The 16,270-nt window shown below is 58.6% G+C and carries 25 protein-coding genes; 20 read left to right on the forward strand and 5 right to left on the reverse strand.

Annotated elements, in window-relative coordinates:
* Positions 1-89: 89 nt before the first annotated feature.
* The 7 genes from ACT7DV_RS05715 (at position 90) to rplI (ending at position 6,117) form a co-directional block, all read left to right on the forward strand.
* The gene (locus ACT7DV_RS05715) at positions 90-1,370 is read left to right on the forward strand and encodes a M18 family aminopeptidase (RefSeq protein ID WP_444661272.1); all 1,281 of its coding nucleotides are present in this window, start codon (positions 90-92) and stop codon (positions 1,368-1,370) included.
* Positions 1,371-1,463: 93 nt separating this feature from the next.
* Positions 1,464-2,012 carry an LURP-one-related/scramblase family protein gene (locus ACT7DV_RS05720; RefSeq protein WP_444661273.1) on the forward strand — a complete coding sequence of 183 codons (549 nt, stop codon included), beginning with the start codon at positions 1,464-1,466 and terminating at the stop codon, positions 2,010-2,012.
* A 140-nt stretch (positions 2,013-2,152) separates the two neighbouring features.
* Positions 2,153-4,243, forward strand: a complete 2,091-nt coding sequence (locus tag ACT7DV_RS05725) for an acyltransferase family protein (RefSeq protein WP_444661274.1) — start codon at positions 2,153-2,155, stop codon at positions 4,241-4,243.
* Positions 4,244-4,413: 170 nt separating this feature from the next.
* Complete coding sequence (gene rpsF, locus ACT7DV_RS05730; RefSeq protein WP_060703203.1) at positions 4,414-4,710, forward strand: 30S ribosomal protein S6; 297 nt, start codon at positions 4,414-4,416, stop codon at positions 4,708-4,710.
* 55 nt (positions 4,711-4,765) lie between these two features.
* The gene (locus ACT7DV_RS05735) at positions 4,766-5,338 is read left to right on the forward strand and encodes a single-stranded DNA-binding protein (RefSeq protein WP_060703202.1); all 573 of its coding nucleotides are present in this window, start codon (positions 4,766-4,768) and stop codon (positions 5,336-5,338) included.
* Between the two features lie 62 nt (positions 5,339-5,400).
* The gene (gene rpsR / locus ACT7DV_RS05740; protein ID WP_013350683.1) at positions 5,401-5,640 is read left to right on the forward strand and encodes a 30S ribosomal protein S18; all 240 of its coding nucleotides are present in this window, start codon (positions 5,401-5,403) and stop codon (positions 5,638-5,640) included.
* Positions 5,641-5,658: 18 nt separating this feature from the next.
* Positions 5,659-6,117, forward strand: coding sequence for a 50S ribosomal protein L9 (gene rplI, locus ACT7DV_RS05745; RefSeq protein WP_060703201.1), 459 nt, complete (start codon positions 5,659-5,661; stop codon positions 6,115-6,117).
* A gap of 122 nt (positions 6,118-6,239) precedes the next feature.
* Here rplI and ACT7DV_RS05750 read toward each other — a convergent pair whose 3' ends face one another.
* Complete coding sequence (locus tag ACT7DV_RS05750; RefSeq protein WP_444661275.1) at positions 6,240-6,605, reverse strand: SPW repeat domain-containing protein; 366 nt, start codon at positions 6,603-6,605, stop codon at positions 6,240-6,242.
* Between the two features lie 291 nt (positions 6,606-6,896).
* Between ACT7DV_RS05750 and ACT7DV_RS05755 the strand changes: the two genes are divergently transcribed.
* Positions 6,897-7,214 carry a helix-turn-helix domain-containing protein gene (locus tag ACT7DV_RS05755; protein ID WP_444661276.1) on the forward strand — a complete coding sequence of 106 codons (318 nt, stop codon included), beginning with the start codon at positions 6,897-6,899 and terminating at the stop codon, positions 7,212-7,214.
* 245 nt (positions 7,215-7,459) lie between these two features.
* On the opposite strand, the gene ACT7DV_RS05760 is transcribed toward ACT7DV_RS05755, so the two are convergent.
* The 3 genes from ACT7DV_RS05760 to ACT7DV_RS05770 all read right to left on the reverse strand — a co-directional run bounded on the left by ACT7DV_RS05760 (position 7,460) and on the right by ACT7DV_RS05770 (position 10,243).
* Entirely contained in the window at positions 7,460-8,884 is a 1,425-nt protein-coding gene (locus tag ACT7DV_RS05760; RefSeq protein ID WP_444661277.1) for a recombinase family protein, read from the reverse strand.
* A 255-nt stretch (positions 8,885-9,139) separates the two neighbouring features.
* Complete coding sequence (locus ACT7DV_RS05765) at positions 9,140-9,436, reverse strand: hypothetical protein (RefSeq protein WP_444661278.1); 297 nt, start codon at positions 9,434-9,436, stop codon at positions 9,140-9,142.
* Positions 9,437-9,649: 213 nt separating this feature from the next.
* A complete protein-coding gene (locus ACT7DV_RS05770) occupies positions 9,650-10,243 on the reverse strand; it encodes a helix-turn-helix domain-containing protein (protein ID WP_444661279.1) in 594 nt (197 codons plus the stop codon).
* Between the two features lie 226 nt (positions 10,244-10,469).
* Here ACT7DV_RS05770 and ACT7DV_RS05775 point away from each other — a divergent pair, with 226 nt between their 5' ends.
* Together ACT7DV_RS05775 and ACT7DV_RS05780 are read left to right on the forward strand one after the other, a co-directional pair.
* On the forward strand, positions 10,470-10,811 hold the full coding sequence (locus tag ACT7DV_RS05775) for a hypothetical protein (RefSeq protein WP_444661280.1): 342 nt from the start codon (positions 10,470-10,472) through the stop codon (positions 10,809-10,811).
* Positions 10,808-11,248: a hypothetical protein gene (locus ACT7DV_RS05780; RefSeq protein ID WP_444661281.1), complete on the forward strand. Its 441-nt coding sequence runs from the start codon at positions 10,808-10,810 to the stop codon at positions 11,246-11,248. The genes ACT7DV_RS05775 and ACT7DV_RS05780 overlap by 4 nt, the downstream gene beginning before the upstream one ends.
* Here ACT7DV_RS05780 and ACT7DV_RS05785 read toward each other — a convergent pair.
* Positions 11,245-11,478: a hypothetical protein gene (locus ACT7DV_RS05785; RefSeq protein ID WP_444661282.1), complete on the reverse strand. Its 234-nt coding sequence runs from the start codon at positions 11,476-11,478 to the stop codon at positions 11,245-11,247. The genes ACT7DV_RS05780 and ACT7DV_RS05785 overlap by 4 nt on opposite strands.
* A gap of 177 nt (positions 11,479-11,655) precedes the next feature.
* Between ACT7DV_RS05785 and ACT7DV_RS05790 the strand changes: the two genes are divergently transcribed.
* From ACT7DV_RS05790 to ACT7DV_RS05835, 10 genes are all read left to right on the forward strand, one after another.
* Entirely contained in the window at positions 11,656-11,805 is a 150-nt protein-coding gene (locus tag ACT7DV_RS05790; RefSeq protein WP_444661283.1) for a hypothetical protein, read from the forward strand.
* On the forward strand, positions 11,802-12,098 hold the full coding sequence (locus ACT7DV_RS05795) for a hypothetical protein (protein ID WP_444661284.1): 297 nt from the start codon (positions 11,802-11,804) through the stop codon (positions 12,096-12,098). The genes ACT7DV_RS05790 and ACT7DV_RS05795 overlap by 4 nt, the downstream gene beginning before the upstream one ends.
* Positions 12,095-12,409 (forward strand): hypothetical protein, encoded by a 315-nt coding sequence (locus ACT7DV_RS05800; protein WP_444661285.1) that lies wholly within the window; start codon positions 12,095-12,097, stop codon positions 12,407-12,409. Before ACT7DV_RS05795 ends, ACT7DV_RS05800 begins: the two co-directional genes overlap by 4 nt.
* Positions 12,409-12,627, forward strand: coding sequence for a hypothetical protein (locus ACT7DV_RS05805; RefSeq protein WP_444661286.1), 219 nt, complete (start codon positions 12,409-12,411; stop codon positions 12,625-12,627). The genes ACT7DV_RS05800 and ACT7DV_RS05805 overlap by 1 nt, the downstream gene beginning before the upstream one ends.
* A 72-nt stretch (positions 12,628-12,699) precedes the next feature.
* Complete coding sequence (locus ACT7DV_RS05810) at positions 12,700-14,220, forward strand: ParB/RepB/Spo0J family partition protein (RefSeq protein WP_444661287.1); 1,521 nt, start codon at positions 12,700-12,702, stop codon at positions 14,218-14,220.
* Positions 14,220-14,660 carry a hypothetical protein gene (locus ACT7DV_RS05815; protein ID WP_444661288.1) on the forward strand — a complete coding sequence of 147 codons (441 nt, stop codon included), beginning with the start codon at positions 14,220-14,222 and terminating at the stop codon, positions 14,658-14,660. Before ACT7DV_RS05810 ends, ACT7DV_RS05815 begins: the two co-directional genes overlap by 1 nt.
* Positions 14,651-15,004: a WhiB family transcriptional regulator gene (locus tag ACT7DV_RS05820; protein WP_444661289.1), complete on the forward strand. Its 354-nt coding sequence runs from the start codon at positions 14,651-14,653 to the stop codon at positions 15,002-15,004. The genes ACT7DV_RS05815 and ACT7DV_RS05820 overlap by 10 nt, the downstream gene beginning before the upstream one ends.
* Positions 15,001-15,747: a hypothetical protein gene (locus ACT7DV_RS05825; protein ID WP_444661290.1), complete on the forward strand. Its 747-nt coding sequence runs from the start codon at positions 15,001-15,003 to the stop codon at positions 15,745-15,747. The genes ACT7DV_RS05820 and ACT7DV_RS05825 overlap by 4 nt, the downstream gene beginning before the upstream one ends.
* 52 nt (positions 15,748-15,799) lie before the next feature.
* On the forward strand, positions 15,800-15,994 hold the full coding sequence (locus tag ACT7DV_RS05830) for a hypothetical protein (protein ID WP_444661291.1): 195 nt from the start codon (positions 15,800-15,802) through the stop codon (positions 15,992-15,994).
* Positions 15,984-16,268, forward strand: a complete 285-nt coding sequence (locus ACT7DV_RS05835) for a glutaredoxin domain-containing protein (protein WP_444661292.1) — start codon at positions 15,984-15,986, stop codon at positions 16,266-16,268. The genes ACT7DV_RS05830 and ACT7DV_RS05835 overlap by 11 nt, the downstream gene beginning before the upstream one ends.
* The last annotated feature ends 2 nt before the right edge of the window (positions 16,269-16,270 follow it).

Raw genomic sequence — 16,270 nt, forward strand, 5'->3', positions numbered from 1 at the left:
ACTAAGCTGGAGAGCAAACCGATCATCCAGGCGGGAACCTCATCCTGGATTTCAGCGAGACGATGACAGAAAGAAGTGAGTAACCAGCTATGGCACAAGCCGCAGCAATGGCCCACATTGCAGACCTGGCCGAATACGTCGCAACTTCCCCTTCCAGCTACCACGCGGCAGCAACGGCCGCCAAGCGGCTGGATGCTGTCGGGTTCACCGGCTTGAACGAAGCTGACGCCTGGAATCTCGGTCCCGGATCCTATTACGTGGTGCGCGACGGCGCGATTATCGCGTGGGTTCAGCCAGAGGCCGCCACCGCGACTTCCGGGTTCCATATCCTTGGTGCCCATACCGATTCCCCGGGCTTCAAGCTCAAGCCAAAGCCGACCACTGGGTCCAACGGCTGGTGGCAGGCCGGCGTTGAGGTCTACGGCGGCCCGCTGCTCAACTCCTGGCTGGATCGCGAACTGGTTCTCGCTGGCCGCCTGGTGCTCAAGGACGGCACCGAGCACTTGGCCCAGACGCAGCCAATCCTGCGCATCCCGCAGCTGGCCATCCACCTTGATCGCCAGGTCAATGAGGGTCTTAACCTGGACAAGCAGACCCACACCAACCCCATCTTCGGCGCAGGGGACTTGGCAGACGCCGATATCCTGGCGGTCCTTGCCGAGTCTGCCGGTGTGGACCCAGCACAGGTAGCTGGATACGACATCCTCACCGCCCCGGCGCAACGCGGCGAGGTCTTTGGCCAAGGGAAGGACTTCTTCGCCAGCGGCCGGCTCGACAACCTCACCTCGGTGCACGCCGGAATCATCGCACTGACCGGCTACTCGCGGAAGCCGGCGGGCCAGCACATTGCCATGCTGGCTGCTTTTGACCATGAAGAGCTCGGCTCCAGTTCCCGTTCGGGGGCCTGCGGCCCCTTCCTCGAAGAACTGATCAACCGGATTCAGGCTTCGCTGGGCGCCGGTGTGGAAGACCAGGCGCGGGCGCTGGCCAATTCGGTATGCCTCTCTGCTGATGCAGGCCACGCGGTGCACCCGAACTACCCAGAACGCCATGACCCGGCCAACCGGCCACAGGTGAACGCCGGGCCGCTGCTGAAGATCAACGCCAACCAGCGCTATGCCACCGACGCGGTGGGCGCTGCGGCCTTTGCCAACTGGTGCGAGAGCGCCGGAGTTCCTTATCAGGAGTTCGTGTCCAACAACCGCGTACCGTGCGGCTCGACGATCGGCCCATTGACCGCCACCCGATTGGGCATTCGCACCCTCGACGTGGGAGTTGCCCTGCTGTCCATGCACTCGGCCCGTGAAATGTGCGGCGTGGATGACCCTTGGTACCTGTCCAAGGTGGCTCGCGAGTTCTTCTCAGCGTAGTTCCTGCATCGCAAAAGGCCGGTGGCGATGCCGGTCTTTTGCGTATCCACGCCCAGCTATTGGCAGGAAATAATCGGTGGCATAATCATCAGCATGACGATTTTTGGCCAAGACATGCTCATTTTTCAGCAGACAAAGAATTTCTCGAAGAATGATTTTGCAATCCTTGACGCCCACGGCATGCAGGTTGCCCATGTCGAGACCGGGGGCAGTGCGCTGGGGCGGATGTTCGCCGGCGCGCGGGAGCTGACAGTCTTCGACGGGCCGGAGAAACCGGTGATCAAGGTCAAGGACACCATGACCATGGGGCGCGACCGCTTTGAGATCTTCGACGGAAATGGCGGCCCGCTGGCGAGTCTGGTCAAGCGGATCACCCTGTTCAAGACCCGCGTCACCATTTCGATGCTTGGTGAAGATCTGGATCTGCGTGGCAGCGTGTGGGATTTTGATTTCCAGATCACCGGTTCCCAAGGCGTACTGGGCACGGTCACGCGCCAATGGTCCGGAATGGGCAACGCGCTGATGGGCAAGTCGACCTATGCCTTGCAGCTGGCCAGCAATCTTGGCACGCAGCAGCGGCAAGCAATCATCGGTTCTGTCCTCGCCTTGGACCTCATCCGGGAAAAGCAGCAGCGCAACTAATGCCCATGCTGGGCTTGCCCAGGCTATCGGCTGCCGGTGCTTCGCCGGAAGCACGAAGACGCGGTTTCCCATCGGCAGTTTTCCCCGCGGATGCCCATTGATTACCTGTTGTTCATCCCAGGCTGGTCAGATCGAACAATATGAGTTCGAATTCCGTGCAGGTCAATAATTTCAGACCCGAAATCCAAGCGCTGCGTGCACTGGCGGTCCTGCTAGTGGTCGCCTACCACCTGGAGCCCAACGTGGTTCCCGGCGGCTATATCGGCGTGGACATCTTCTTCGTCATCTCGGGTTTCCTGATTACCTCGCACCTGTTGCGCGAAGCCGAACGCACCGGCCGCATCAGGCTATCGGCGTTTTTTGCCGGCAGAGCCCGGCGCATCCTGCCCGCCGCCATGCTCGTGATCCTGGTGGTTGTGGCCGCCAGCTTCATGATCTTCCCGAAGACCCAATGGGGCACACTGGGCTTGCAGGCTTTGGCCTCGGCCTTCTCCGTGCAGAACTGGGTGCTGGCCGCAGATTCCGTTGATTATCTGGCCGCCGAGCAAGCGGCAGGTCCGTTGCAGCACTTCTGGTCCCTGGGCGTGGAAGAACAGTTCTATCTCTTCTGGCCACTGTTGATCCTGGCGGTGTGCTGGCTGGTCAAACCCGAGGTTCCCGGATCGCGTTCGGATCATTTTGCCGCCCGCCGCCGGTGGTTGTGGCTGGCATTTGGTGCGGTGGCCCTCTTGTCGCTGGGGTACTCCGCGTACGCCGGATATTCCGGGGACGCCGCAGGGTACTTCGTGACCACCACCCGAATCTGGGAGCTGGCCATTGGCGGATTGCTGGCGCTTGGCGTGCAAGCGCATGAGAACGATGCCCTGCGCCTTCCACGGTGGTTGACCGCGTGGTCCACGCGAAATTTGGCCGTTCTGGTCGCATTGGGTGCCATTGGAATCGCCGCCTTCAGCTATGACGGAGCCACCGTCTTCCCCGGTATTGCCGCGGCGGTGCCGGTACTGGGCTGCGCGGTGATCATTGCCGCCGGAAGCACCCGCGGCCCCGGCTCTTTGCACCAGCTCGTTAACTGGTGGCCGGTGCAATGGGTGGGCCTTGCCTCGTATTCGCTCTATCTTTGGCACTGGCCGCTGATCGTTTTTTACACCGAGCTCTCCGGAGGCAAGCCGAAGCCACTGCAATCCGCCGCCCTATTGGCCGGTTCCCTGCTCTTGGCATGGGCGAGCCTGAAATTCGTGGAGACGCCGATGCGCCACCTGCGCTTTTTGGCTGTTTCCCCGGCCAAGTCCTTGATTGCCGGTGCTGCCATGGTCGCGGTGGCCGCTACGGCGGGATTGCTTCCGGGCATCGCCCAGCAGCGCATGGTGGAACAGGAGCAGCAGTTGGCGACCGCGCTGGCCGAGCAACCGCCCGAAGGCTTCGGTGCAGCATCGCTGGCTCACGGCGCACCGGCCTTTGTCACCGGCGAACACCAGGTGGTCCCGGTGCCGGCCGAGGCCGCCAAGGATCTTCCCGACATCGGCAGCTGCGTGCAGAATCCGCAGTCGACCCAGATCAAGGAATGCGAGTTCGGCAGCAAGGATGCGACCTTTACGGTGGCGCTTGTGGGGGATTCGCATGCCGCCCACTGGTTCGAGGCGTTGAACGGCTTCGCACGCAGCAAGGGGTGGAAGGTTGTTACCTATCTGAAGAATTCGTGCCCCTTTAGCGAAGCGCAGCGCAAGGCAGATCAAGACGGAAGCATCAACTGCAGCGAAGCCTTTGAGCAGAGCATGGATGACCTGGCCAAGCGAAAAGACATCGACGCGGTGATCACCTCGAACTGGGGCGGGTCCACCTTCGTTTCCGATCCCGCGCAAGGCTTGGCGGCCGCGTGGGGCAAGCTCGAAGATGCCGGCCTGCCGGTCTATGCCATTGTCGATACCCCGCGGCCGCCCCAGGATTCCTACGCCAGGGACTGCGTGGAGCAGAACATCAATAACCCCGAAGCCTGCTCATTCCCCGAAAAGGGGGCCTACGAAAAGGGCGACGCCACCAAGGCCGCCGCCAAGCTGGAGCCGCGAGTGAAGGTCCTGGACTTCAGTGACCAGTTCTGCGTTGCTGGGACCTGCCCAGTGGTTGTCGGCAATGTTTTGATCTATCGGGATAAGCACCACATCAGCGACACCTACATGAGCACGCTGGTGCCGGTCTTCGGGCAGCGGCTGCAGCAGGCCATCGATTCGAAGTAGCCGCCCATGATCTAGGACACGAAGGCTTATGCTTGCGCGAGGATCTCGGGTAGGATTGAAAAGTCTGTGCTACTGCATGCCCGAAACTTGGGCGTCTGGTGCACTGATAACGCAAGAACCTCCTGTTGCGGAAATACCGCGACCGTTTAGCCCAAAGGAGGTGGGTTCACATGCGTGCTTATGAACTTATGGTCCTCATTGATCCAGAGGTCGATGACCGCACCGTAGAGCCAACCATCGAGAAGTACCTCGAGGTTGTTCGCTCCAACGGTGGCACCATCGAAAAGGTTGATGTCTGGGGTCGTCGCAAGATGTCCTACGAGATCAAGAAGAAGGCAGAAGCCACTTACGTAGTGGTGAACTACACCGCAGAACCAGCCGCTTCCGCTGAGCTTGAGCGCCAGCTGAAGATCAACGAGCTGATCCTGCGCCACAAGGTCACCCGTCCGGAAGAGGCCCGCGTTTAATTACGCGCAACCTTCCGTCGTAGGAAAAAACGTTCAATCTTTCTAAGGAGAGTCAATGGCAGGCGAGACTGTTATTACCGTCATCGGAAATCTGACCGCCGATCCGGAGCTGCGTTTCACGCCGTCCGGTTCAGCCGTAGCGAACTTCACGATCGCTTCGACTCCTCGCACCTTTGACCGCCAGTCCAATGAGTGGAAGGACGGGGAAGCCCTGTTCTTGCGCGCATCGGTGTGGCGCGAGGCTGCAGAGAACGTTGCTGAAACGCTGACCAAGGGCATGCGCGTCATCGCCCAGGGTCGTTTGCGTTCACGTTCCTACGACACCAAGGAAGGCGAACGTCGCACCGTGATGGAGCTTGAGGTCGATGAAATCGGCCCATCGCTCCGTTTTGCGTCCGCCAAGGTCACCCGCACCCAGCGCTCCGGCGGTGGCAACGGCGGCTTCGGCAATGGTGGCGGTGGAGGATTCTCCAACGCACCACAGCAAGGTGCTCCAGCCCAGGCGCCGCGTCAGCAGCAGCCGCAGCAGGGCGGCGGATGGAATGCTCCAGCCGCAGACCCATGGAGCACCGGCGGAAACAACGGTGGCGGCTGGGGCAACCCAGGCGCAGACGAACCACCTTTCTAAACAATATTTATTCACCATCCCGCAGATCACTCTGCGGGCTCCAAAGCTAAAGGAGCTCCACGATGGCTAAGGCTGAAATCCGTAAGCCCAAACCAAAGTCCAACCCATTGAAGGCCGCTGACATCACCGTCATCGACTACAAGGACACCGCATTGCTGCGCAAGTTCATCTCTGACCGCGGAAAGATCCGCGCTCGTCGAGTGACCGGCGTTTCCGTTCAGGAACAGCGCAAGATCGCACAGGCTATCAAGAACGCACGTGAAGTAGCCCTGCTGCCTTACTCCGGCGCTGGCCGCGGCTAAGGAAGAAGGGATAGCAAAATGGCAAAGATCATTCTGACTCACGAAGTATCCGGTCTCGGTGCTGCTGGCGATATTGTCGAGGTAAAGAACGGCTACGCCCGTAACTACCTGCTGCCACGCGGCTTCGCAATCGTCTGGACCCTGGGCGGTGAGAAGCAGGTGGAGTCGATCAAGGCTGCACGTGCCGCTCGCGCTGTTGCAAACCTTGAGGAAGCTCAGGCACTTGCAGCCAAGCTGAAGTCCCAGCCGGTGAAGATCACCATCAAGGCTGGTTCCAACGGCCGCCTGTTCGGCACCGTCAAGACCACCGATATCGCTAACGCCGTAGAGGCTGCCGGTCTGGGCAAGATCGACAAGCGCAACATCGAGGTCAACGACCACATCAAGTCGACTGGCAACTACAACGCAACCGTTCGCGTACACGAGGACGTCGTTGCAAACCTGCGCCTGCAGGTTGTAGCTGCTGCCAAGAAGTAAGTCTTCTAGACTCGGCTTCTGTTCAAGAGGTGGCGTGCGCTCCGCAAGGAGCGCACGCCACCTCTTGGCGTTAACCCGCCGTCCAGCCCGCCCAGATGGCAGGCTATCGGAATCGCGGATTCTTAGTGCGCCATCCGGGATCCACCAGTTGCATGGCGCATTTGAATAGCAGGGGCGAGTGCAAGCAGTCCGGCAACGACGCCGGCGCCACCGCAGATCCAGGACATCCAGGCAACGCCGGCGAAATCGGTAAACGATCCCATCCAAGGCGAGGCGAAGAGCAGGGCGCTGGCGATGGCAAGTGCCCATTGCATGGAAACCAGGCGTGGCATCATGACGCTCCAGACGCCGGTGATCACCATGAGCAGGCCGAAGGCCGCCATCAGTCTCATCGAGGTGCTGGTTCCCTCAAGCCACATGGTTGAAACTGCGGCCAGAATACCGGCCGCGACGCCGACCCAGTCTTGCCACCGAGTCCATTTCTTCATTGTGAAAACCTCCAACATCCATTGCAGAGGGCTCCTTAGCGGGAGTCGCTTTAAGGGTAGGTTCGCGGTTGCCGATGCACAATCTACTTTTGGGAGCATTTTGGTAAATCCTTGGCCCTGGATACGTCCCAGCTGCGGCACCGGAGGGCACCCGGTTCTTGTGGGGACACCGCAGGTTCGCGCATAATTCACCAGATCGCCTTGCGCCCGCTGCCGCTTAACCGTTGGCATTGGAGCCGCAGGCTCGTAGCCTCGAAGATGGGACTGGCCAGGCCAACACGATCGAGAGAAATGGCGGAATACATGGGTTTTGCGTTTGCCGATCCTGAAGCATTGACCAAGGAGCAACGCGAGGCAGTGGCCGAGCATCAGCGCACCGTCCGCAGCGGCCTGCGCAAGCTCTCATTGCGCGCCCTGCGCGAAGAAGCCAGCCTGAGCCAGGCCGAAATGGCTGCGCGGCTCAAGCTGCCGGCGGACCGCATTGCCCGCATGGAAACCGGCGACCTGGACCGGGTCCAGCTAGCCACCTTGCGCCGATATGCCTCGGCCATGGATGCCCGGATCGAGATCACGGCGACCCGCGGCGAGGCCTTCGCCCAGCTGGGCTAGCCCGGCCCCGCGGCGCGAATGGCCGACCGGCCACCGCAAATAGCGGGCAGCTCATCGAGAAAAGCGCCACCCACCGCTGGATCCGACCATCTGCCCTCCGGCTCGGCATCTTTAGCGGCTAAAGTGTTCCGGTGAGATGCGGGTTATAGACCTGCGTCACAGCCGAGCTTCTAAGGGGTTATTTTGCACGAGTGTGTAAACGTCTAAACCCACAGTCTAGTTTCCCCGGAATCACACGGATAAAGCTATTGCGAAGTAGGGACTGCCCACTTCGGAACGATGGCGACGTGGCCGGCACCATGACCAGGTGTCACTTCAATATGGTCTACCAAGAGGCCAAGGATCTGCTGCTTCTCGGCCGCATGCATGTGCGGCCAGGCTTCCAATAGCTTTGGATCAACCTTCGGCCGCGTTTGATGCTGCTGAACGCGAAGCTCCCGCAACCTGGTTTCGAATGCCTCGATCTTCTTCAATGACTCATCGCGAAGCTTCTCGTATGACGCCTGGGGAATGACATCGTCTACGTACTTGGCGGTGAGCGAATCCAGTCGTGATTGTTCCTTGATCAGCGCTCGCCGTATCGTCGCCGTGGTATTCGTTGCTGGCAGGGCCGGTGTCTTCCGTGCTGCCTCCCTGGCTGCCGCGTCGGCTTCGTCAGCGATGCGTTCTTTGAACCACGCGAGCACGGCGCGGTCGATCTTGCTTTGGTGGATGGATCCGCCCTTGTGGAGCTTCTTAGTCTGGGCTCCAGAGCACATGTAGCGGGTGGCCCGGTCGTGCTTGTCGTGCTGGTACATCTTGTGGTCGCACCTGGTGCACACGAGTAGGCCGGTATACGGGTTGCGTGGCGCCCTTGGCTTGCGGGTGCCTTGCCGGGCAGCTCGGTTAACCAGGTAGGCTTCCCACTCTTCCGTCGTTATCAGGGGTTCGTGGTCGCCTTGGTAGGTTTTGCCGTTGTAGGTGAAGTAGCCGGCCGCGAAGGGGGACTTGAGCATTTGACTGATTCGGCTGGTGTTCCAGTTGTTCGCGTCTGTCCTGGTGCTTGAAGGTACTCCGGTGCTCACAACGTAGGCGAGGAGCTGGGAGAGGCTTTCGCCTCGGTTGTAGCGGCGGTAGCACTCGACCAGGATCGGCCCGGCGATGGGGTCTGGAGTGTAGCCGGTTGCCTTGTCGTAGATGTAGCCGAAGCGATAGATGCCTGAATGGGGGCGGCCTTGTGCGACGCGGCGTGCTTGGGATTCTTTCCAGGTGTCGCCGATTCGTTCGGATTCGAAGACAGCGAATTCCGCGAGCATGCCACGGGCGAACCGGCCAGTGCTGGTGCTGACGTCCACTTGCTCTGTGGCGGATTCGATGCGGCCGCCGGCGGCCTCCACCTTGTCTAGCGCGATAGCCCAGTCCAGGCGTGCGCGAGATAGGCGCGACCATTTCCAAAGGACGATGATGTCAGCTTCGCCGGTTTCAACCATGGCCATGACTTCTTTGACGGCTTTGCGATTCCAGGTGCGCCCACTGATGCCCTCGTCGGCCTTGACGGCCACCACCGTATAGCCCTGCTGTTCTGCATAGCGACGCCCAGCGTCCTCCTGCAGATCCAGGCTGATTGACTCTTCCCGGGCGATGGATTGACGCAGGTAAAGAATTGCCCTGGGCCTGGAAGTAGTACTCACTTCAATTTCCCGGAAGGCTGTGGCTGAAGCAGATCATCTAGCCGGGCTATCAGGAGTGTCAACAGGTCACCTGAATGATCACCATGGTCATCGAGATTGCAACCAATTGCACCCGGAGGAAGGGTGGCAGGTGACGTCTCGGAAGTAGTTTTCTTATTCGATGACATTGTGGAAACTCCTGTGGAAATCGTGCATTAGTTCGAGTGTGAAGATGTGGAGATGCCGAAGAATAAAAGCATTTCGAGGTGTGGACAACTATGCGATGTACTCGCTAGGCGGCCAAAGCTCTTGCACTTGGTCACCATCAAGCGATTGCAACCTTAGGAGCACCACCTCTTCAGTGACGCCGAGCTCATCGGCCATCTCGGCCGGGCTCTTGGCCCAGCCGGCCACTTGCTTCAAGTCTTCGAAAGAGACCAGGCGACGGGCAACTTCCAGTTGCACTTCCCGCTCCACAGCTGGAGGTTGGCAGCCGGAATGATTGCGCTCTAGATGGATGGCCTCATGAGTTAGCGCGCAAAGCGTCTCGTCTTGAAACAAGTCTGGATCCATGAAAATACGTTGGCCATCGGTAGAGGCCGGGACGGTCGAGTGAGGGCGGGTCCAAACAATCAGGGATGTCGCCAATTGGCGGACAGTCACCCATGGGGAAATTGAATATTTCATGATTCGAATATAGATTCGAACTAACTGAAACACCAACTCCACAAATTAGAACACAAGAACTAGACTAAATTGTCCCCGTCATAAGGTATAAGAAACCCTCTAGAGATCCTCGCCTGAGTCCTGAGACTCCTCGCCGCGCTCGCCGTAGGCTTCTTCCCACTTCTGGCGCTTGCTCTTGAAGTTGGGATGGGCTGCCATTTGGTCAAGGTCCGGGAGGGGGTAATTCCGGGCTTCTTCGCCAAAGATTTCAGTGACCTCGAATTCGCCGGGGGCTATCTTCTGTCCAGGGCGAGAGTCACCCTCGGGCGCCACTGCTCGCAAGTGTCGAGGAAGAGTTGCTTCAGTAGACGTGGATTCATTGCCTGGACCTTTCGACCGAGACAACCGCGAAGACAGTTCCGTAAGAATCTGCTCATTGGTGACCGAGCTTAGGACATCCTCTGGGGGCAGCGCCTCAATGGGAATTCCCAGAGCTTGTGCGCTAACAGTGAGGATCTCCATGGGCGTGACGTTCAGTGCATCCGCCAGAGCGTTGATGGTCTTGCGCTGCGGCGTCTGGTCCATGAAATCGCGGGTGTCAGTTATCAAGTTGTACACGGTCTGACGAGATACGCCGGCACGCCGAGCAAGCTCGGCTGAGGTCCAGCCTTTATCGTCAATTTTGCGCTGAAGGTAGCGCCCTAACTCGTGCATGATTCAACTTTCAATCGGGCCTGCGTGAATGTCCATCGAGAGTGGGCAGTCGGTGTCCACCAAGTTAAACATAGTTCAATACCCATAATGTCAACCAAAAGAAACGCGCAAGGCGGAAATGTCCGCTAGATTCGGGAGTTGTTGTGAGGATAATCGGTTGACAAGACGTAAACCGAGTGATTACTGTTAGCCATAGATCGGTTGACAACTAGAAAGGATGTGGTGAATGATGATGACGACACATGCACGACGTGCAAAGGCGAAGGGAAAGTGGATGAAACTACGGGACCCGGCCGTTTTGAAAGCGTTTATCGACGCCAAGGCGGAAATGAACCAATCCAAGCTCGCGGAGTTCGTTGGGTGTGAGCGTCAGTTCATCAGTGCTCTGGTTCGAGGCAAGAAGAGCGGATGTACGCCCAAGTTGGGTGAAGCAATCGAGGATGTACTGGGTGCGCCCCGGAACACTATTTTTATGCCCGGCGTGTCTATCGAGAAAGTGCCAGAAAGCAAATCTCCAAGGCCTGCCGCGAAGGGGCGAGTATCTGCAGGAAAGCTGAGGGTGGCATGAGTGAGTTCAACTGCCCGGAACCGGGCTGCACTTTCCATATCGGAATCGCCGGAGACCTCGTCACCGCCGAGGACTTCGAAGCCCAGGACTACTACGACCAGGAAATAGAGGAGCACCAGAGAATGCACGAAAAGCAGATGCACCCTCAGCCTCTTCTCTCCGATTTCGATTTGTTGTTGAATCAGGTGATCACGGCAGCTGAGGTGAATTTGAAAGAGGCACGGGGCAATTACGATCTTGCCGCGCATTACCTCGCCTTTGAGGTCTCCGTGGGGGGAGATCTGAGGGAGGCACGGCACCAATATTTGTCGGCTCGTGATCGTCATAAGGGAGCGCTAGGAGCGGTCGAAACACTCCGCAACTTGAAAACGGTGCTGTCCTCAGCTCAGCGGGATGAGGGCAGCACCGATGGAGTGAACGAGGCCAAGTCTTGCTAGCCGCTTTGAGGCAGAGTCCAACCCTCGACTTCGTATGGTTCGGTTTCTTCGAACATTACGGGGATACCGGCGGAGACAAGAATCGAGACCTTGCCGCGGGTGGTCCGTATTTCAATCCACCGAGTTTGGTCGTGAAGATTCACGCCGCGGATCGACATACGCAGGCTGTCGATATTGACAGATTCGTCCAAGGGAATTTCTTGTCCCCAGTATATGAGTTTCTTAGCCAAAAGATTTCCCTCTCGGTAGATGGAGCGCCAAATGGCGCGGGTGTAGGAACCTCTGATTCTACCGAGAGGGGTCAAACTCCGGATTCTCCGGAAATGAAAGTGCCCTCAGCAGTGGCAGCTGCTGAGGGCGATGAAACCAATAATCCAAAACGGTAAGCAAAGGAGATAGTGATTTCAATGTCCACTCTATCGAACAACGCGGGAGAGGCCGAAGCCCTTAGCCCACAGGCGCAGGCCCTCAAAGACAAGTGCATCAACCAGGTTGGAATTGTCCTGGCCGAGGCATGCGCTCGTATCGCCGCTGAAGAGACGGCGGTCGCAGCATGAGCAATCCACATGTTGAACGCTTCTTCCCAAGCCTCACCGGGGCAGCGGCAAAGACGCCAGCGGATATCGCCCGCATGAGCGAGGCCAAGAGACGCCGTGAAGTTCACCAGGACGTGAAGGTCGCGAATGATCGACTGCGTGCGGCGTTGAACGTGACCTATGACTTCGACTCCACTGGCAATGTTGCTTCGGCATTGAATCACGTCATCACCCGTGGCGACCAGCTGGTGGTGGCTTTGCGGAGGCTTCGTGAAGTGTCCGAGCCGTTCATCGAGAAGCAGGCCACGAAATGACTCGGGTGCTTGGACAGGTCCGGATCATTCCCGTTGGCCATGCGAAACCATCTGAGGTCCGAAGTATCTCGTGGCTGGATAAGCCGAAGAGCGACATGGCCCGCGCGGCGAGCAAGTCTGTTCAGGACTGGGCCCAGTTCCAGCAGTATCGGGGCCACCGCATCACGGTATCCAAGGAAAACCTCCATCCGGACAATCCAGAAGGCCGGGGGACCTTGACCGTGGAGGGCGTGGACACTCATTACTTCGTAGTTGTTCCGGCATCTCAGCAGCCCGTCCAGGCAGCGTCGCTGTTTGAAGGCGGTCTGTGATGCCGGCCGATCAGATTTACCGGGCAGGCTCGCAGAGGATGTGGCGGATCTGGTTGCCGATTATCGCCCTCCTGGTTGTGGCATTGCATTTCGTTGTCCCGCTGGATAACGGCTTGTGGGCCTTGATCATGATTCTCTTCGCAGTGGCTTGCGTCGGTGCCCTCGTTGACTGGGCCCAGGTCGAGCTGCAGGCGCATCAAGCACTTCGAGCTGCATAACGCGGCTGGCTGCCGCCGCTCTAAGGCAGTCCATTGATTCCTTACTTCATCAACACTTTGGGGTGTATTTAGTTGTCCAAATTCAGAGGCACGCTGCAAATCCTGTCGATCTCGTCAGTGCACGAGAATGAGAGCAATATCCGCGAGGGGTACGACGCGGAGAAAGTGGAGTTCCTGGCCAAGCAGATCAAATCCGTTGGCCTAATCGAACCGATCACGGTCTACCCGCATCCAGACATCGACGGTGATTATCTGATCCGCGAGGGAAACCACCGCTACCTGGCTTCATTGAAAGCCGGGGAAACGGAAATCCCGTGCATGGTGTGGCCCAGCTCCGAGCGCAACAAGGTCGCCGACGTAGATGCCATGCTCAGCACTGGTCGCACCAAGAACCCGCTTCGCGAGTCTGAAATCTCCAAGGGCATCCAGCTGGCGTTGGATCTTGGCCAGGACGTCACGACGATCGGCAAGAAGCACGGCATGAGCCGTACCGAAGTGAATCTGCGTGGACGCATGGCGCAGCGCAGCGACAAGCTGTCAGAAGACTTCACCAAGGGTGCAGCCACATTGGATACCGTCAAGCGTCTCTACGAGCTGGCAGACCAATCCAAAGATCCAGACCTCTACGACAGGGCGATTAAGGATCTGCCGGCCGGAGCCAATGAAGACGAGATCGAAAAGCACATCGTCGAGACTGAAGCTCGGCTCACCAAGGAACGAATCCAGGCTGAGCTGGAAGCGCTGGGCGCTGTTGAAGCTCCACCTCATGCTCCGTGGTACCGGTCCGAGTGGCAGCCTATCGATGAAGAGATGACTCCGGCCGAACATCACAAGGCAGGCCACAAATATGCTTTCGCATACCGGGCGACCACGCCGGAATGGTTCCTGCAGAAGGAGGCCGCATCGCCGGCCGAACCGGAGCTTACTCCGGAGGAAATAGCGGAGCAGGAAGAGAAGCAGCGGTTGAACGCTGGACTGGCTCAGATTGTCGGAGTCCGGACGAAGAGCATCGCCCGGCGCGTCCAGGAACCTAAGACCGTTTCGGAAGCCGCCGCCAAGTCGTTGATCCTCAAGCGCATCGAACGCTGGTGCAGAAACTCTGAAGGCGAAGAAATGATCGGCTTGATCACCTCCATCCCTCCAGTAGACGGCGAGGGCATGGACGACGGGGAATACGAGCTGGCGCGGGAGAAGTGGATCGGCCAGACCAGGAAATTCTTGACGCGGCTTCCGCTTGCGAATCTCGTTGCCGTGGATGGATTGCTCTGCGGTTCCCCTGCGGAGCTCGATAACCTTAGAGGATTTGTTCGTGGTTCGAACGAGCATGGTGCACCATGGGCGACGTTGTGGACCAACGGTAACTTCAGTTTCTATGACCTGATCGTCAACGTACTTGGCTATGTGCTTGATGCAGCTGAAATCGATGCCATGCAGTACTGCGCCACCAAAAATCCGGATCGCTCAAGAGACCTGGACATCGTGCAGGCCGTGGGTGAAGCGTGCAGATCCTGCGGGACTGAACCATTCGAACCAACCGGCGATGACATTTGCACCGGTTGCGCCTCGGCTGACGAATCCGGCGAGGTGGCCTAATGCCTTTCCTTCAGGACACTGATGGACCGGCAGAGGGCGGAGCATCCACGTTGCGGAGCCACGACCAGAATCTGCGGCTGAAAGCTATGGCCCAGCATCCGTCCACCTCACCGGCACCGCGAGTGATCGATCGCCAACGCATGTACCAGGGATTCGAGCACAAGGACCCAGAAGCCGTGCAATGGCCCCGAAGCTCGGTACGCGCCAGCCCGGGACTCGCGGCCGGGGAGCTGGTCTGGGGCGCGCAGGTCTGGGAAGCACCAGGCGTGCCGGCCCGCTACGCTTCAGGCCTCCTGGTTGCTTTCAGCAAGCATGACCGCGATGAAGCGATTGCCGAGGCCCAGAAGCGTGTGAGCGAGTTGCGTTGGTCAAAACGCGGACGGCTCCGCCTGAACGAATCACAGGGGGAGCCAGAAGAGCCGGAGCAGTCGTGCCAGTAACTCGCAGTTCGGCCAGCACCGTGAAGCACCAGCCGTCAACGCATTCTGATGTTATCGACTGGCGCGAGAAGGCAGCTTGCACCGCGAACTACGAACAGCTGAAAAAGAAGGACATCTTTTTCCCGCCGCAAGGCAAAGCCGAGGTCATCTACGACGCCGCTCTTAAGGTCTGCGCCGCATGTCCAGTTCGGACAGAGTGCCTGGAATACGCGCTGGACAAGAAAGAACTGAACGACGGAATCTTCGGCGGGAAGACTCCAGCCGAACGGAAATGGCTGTACAAGCGCAGGCAGGCGGCCGCCGGCATCAAACCGAAAACTAGACGGAAGAGGAAGAAGAAATGAACACTTTGTCCTTCGTGGTCTCGCTCAACATGTTCCGAGCGGCTCTTGTGGCAACGAGGCCACATGTTGCGTCGGATAAGAAGAACCTCCAGCAGCGGTGCGTGATCGTGTCTTTGACCGATACCGCCGAGATACTTTGCACGGCATCGGATGGACTCACCTCGGCCATTGCTCGCGTCCCTTTCGATAAGGAACGGAACCCGTATTTCGAGCTGGGCCAGTTCTCCATGACTCCGGAGACGTGTGCTGCAGTTCTGAGCATGTTCAAACTCGGCAAAGACGAGGCAGATGCAGAACTCGAAGTGTCGGTGCAGTTCAAGTCGGAGCGAGAGCCAGGAACTAGACGTGATGTTCCGGTGGCCACGATGTCCTTTAGGCGGCTCGGGCAACTCTTTGGAGGCGACGAGTTGAAGTTGACGGAGCCTGTCCAGCAGCGGGACCTTACCGGTTTGTGGGCAACGATTAGCACTTCAGCAGCCCGGGCAGAGGCGAAGCTTCCACCGGTAAAGGTGGACTCCGGTCGTCTAGCAGCGTTCACGCAAGCACAGAAGGCCTACGAGCAGCCGTTGATCTTCTCGGCCGTTGGGCCCGAGTCCTCGGGGCTGTGTGTGTACTGCGGCGATTACTTCGCCGGCTGGGTCGCCGTGGATCGCGTGGACATGGACAAGGCCAGCGAGCTCAGGCATGTCCGACGCCGGGGAATCTGGGCGCGGGTACTGCCGGCAGGACTGAAAGCAATGTGAAAAGCCTTGTTTATCGAAAAACAAACAAAAACCTTTGTAAAGGAGAGATTTCATGAAGAGTTCTGAAAATCCCTACGTTAGTGCGGTCACCAAGGACATGAAGAGAGTGGAAGGGATGAAGGTTACGCAAGACACTGCCGCTATTGGCCAGCTGCTATGCGGGGTCACCAATGCACTGTTGGCGGTTGCCCATGAAGTCGAGGGGTTGCGTGACGATTTGAAGAAGGGGGAACGCAGTGGCTCTTGAGGTTACCGTCCACACGAAGGACGCATGCGGGGAGTGCGTGAAGACAAAGAACACTCTCAACTCGCGCCAGATACCGCACCAAACCATCCATGTAGCGGATGACCATATCGAGAAGATCGAGCAACTGCGAGATATCGCAGAGCAGATGGGCATCAGTCCTACGATGCCGTTCGTCAAAGTCGTAGATACGACCACAGGGGAAGCCGAGCAGTGGTTTGGCCACCGTCCAGATCTGATTGTCCAGCACATCATTGCCAAGAGAAACAGGAAGTAGCC

It is taken from the genome of Glutamicibacter sp. TV12E (genome assembly GCF_052441935.1).
Lineage (GTDB): Bacteria > Actinomycetota > Actinomycetes > Actinomycetales > Micrococcaceae > Glutamicibacter.

Bases quoted from the DNA above. Each gene is read 5' to 3' on its own strand.
- ACT7DV_RS05750 (WP_444661275.1), bottom strand. From the start codon at position 6,605: ATGAAGAAATGGACTCGGTGGCAAGACTGGGTCGGCGTCGCGGCCGGT.
- ACT7DV_RS05795 (WP_444661284.1), top strand. From the start codon at position 11,802: ATGAGCAATCCACATGTTGAACGCTTCTTCCCAAGCCTCACCGGGGCA.
- ACT7DV_RS05755 (WP_444661276.1), top strand. From the start codon at position 6,897: ATGGCGGAATACATGGGTTTTGCGTTTGCCGATCCTGAAGCATTGACC.
- ACT7DV_RS05805 (WP_444661286.1), top strand. From the start codon at position 12,409: ATGCCGGCCGATCAGATTTACCGGGCAGGCTCGCAGAGGATGTGGCGG.
- ACT7DV_RS05780 (WP_444661281.1), top strand. From the start codon at position 10,808: ATGAGTGAGTTCAACTGCCCGGAACCGGGCTGCACTTTCCATATCGGA.
- ACT7DV_RS05720 (WP_444661273.1), top strand. From the start codon at position 1,464: ATGACGATTTTTGGCCAAGACATGCTCATTTTTCAGCAGACAAAGAAT.
- rplI (WP_060703201.1), top strand. From the start codon at position 5,659: ATGGCAAAGATCATTCTGACTCACGAAGTATCCGGTCTCGGTGCTGCT.
- ACT7DV_RS05775 (WP_444661280.1), top strand. From the start codon at position 10,470: ATGATGATGACGACACATGCACGACGTGCAAAGGCGAAGGGAAAGTGG.
- ACT7DV_RS05815 (WP_444661288.1), top strand. From the start codon at position 14,220: ATGCCTTTCCTTCAGGACACTGATGGACCGGCAGAGGGCGGAGCATCC.
- ACT7DV_RS05800 (WP_444661285.1), top strand. From the start codon at position 12,095: ATGACTCGGGTGCTTGGACAGGTCCGGATCATTCCCGTTGGCCATGCG.
- ACT7DV_RS05715 (WP_444661272.1), top strand. From the start codon at position 90: ATGGCACAAGCCGCAGCAATGGCCCACATTGCAGACCTGGCCGAATAC.
- ACT7DV_RS05790 (WP_444661283.1), top strand. From the start codon at position 11,656: ATGTCCACTCTATCGAACAACGCGGGAGAGGCCGAAGCCCTTAGCCCA.
- ACT7DV_RS05770 (WP_444661279.1), bottom strand. From the start codon at position 10,243: ATGCACGAGTTAGGGCGCTACCTTCAGCGCAAAATTGACGATAAAGGC.
- ACT7DV_RS05725 (WP_444661274.1), top strand. From the start codon at position 2,153: ATGAGTTCGAATTCCGTGCAGGTCAATAATTTCAGACCCGAAATCCAA.
- ACT7DV_RS05825 (WP_444661290.1), top strand. From the start codon at position 15,001: ATGAACACTTTGTCCTTCGTGGTCTCGCTCAACATGTTCCGAGCGGCT.
- ACT7DV_RS05830 (WP_444661291.1), top strand. From the start codon at position 15,800: ATGAAGAGTTCTGAAAATCCCTACGTTAGTGCGGTCACCAAGGACATG.
- ACT7DV_RS05765 (WP_444661278.1), bottom strand. From the start codon at position 9,436: ATGGATCCAGACTTGTTTCAAGACGAGACGCTTTGCGCGCTAACTCAT.
- ACT7DV_RS05735 (WP_060703202.1), top strand. From the start codon at position 4,766: ATGGCAGGCGAGACTGTTATTACCGTCATCGGAAATCTGACCGCCGAT.
- rpsR (WP_013350683.1), top strand. From the start codon at position 5,401: ATGGCTAAGGCTGAAATCCGTAAGCCCAAACCAAAGTCCAACCCATTG.
- rpsF (WP_060703203.1), top strand. From the start codon at position 4,414: ATGCGTGCTTATGAACTTATGGTCCTCATTGATCCAGAGGTCGATGAC.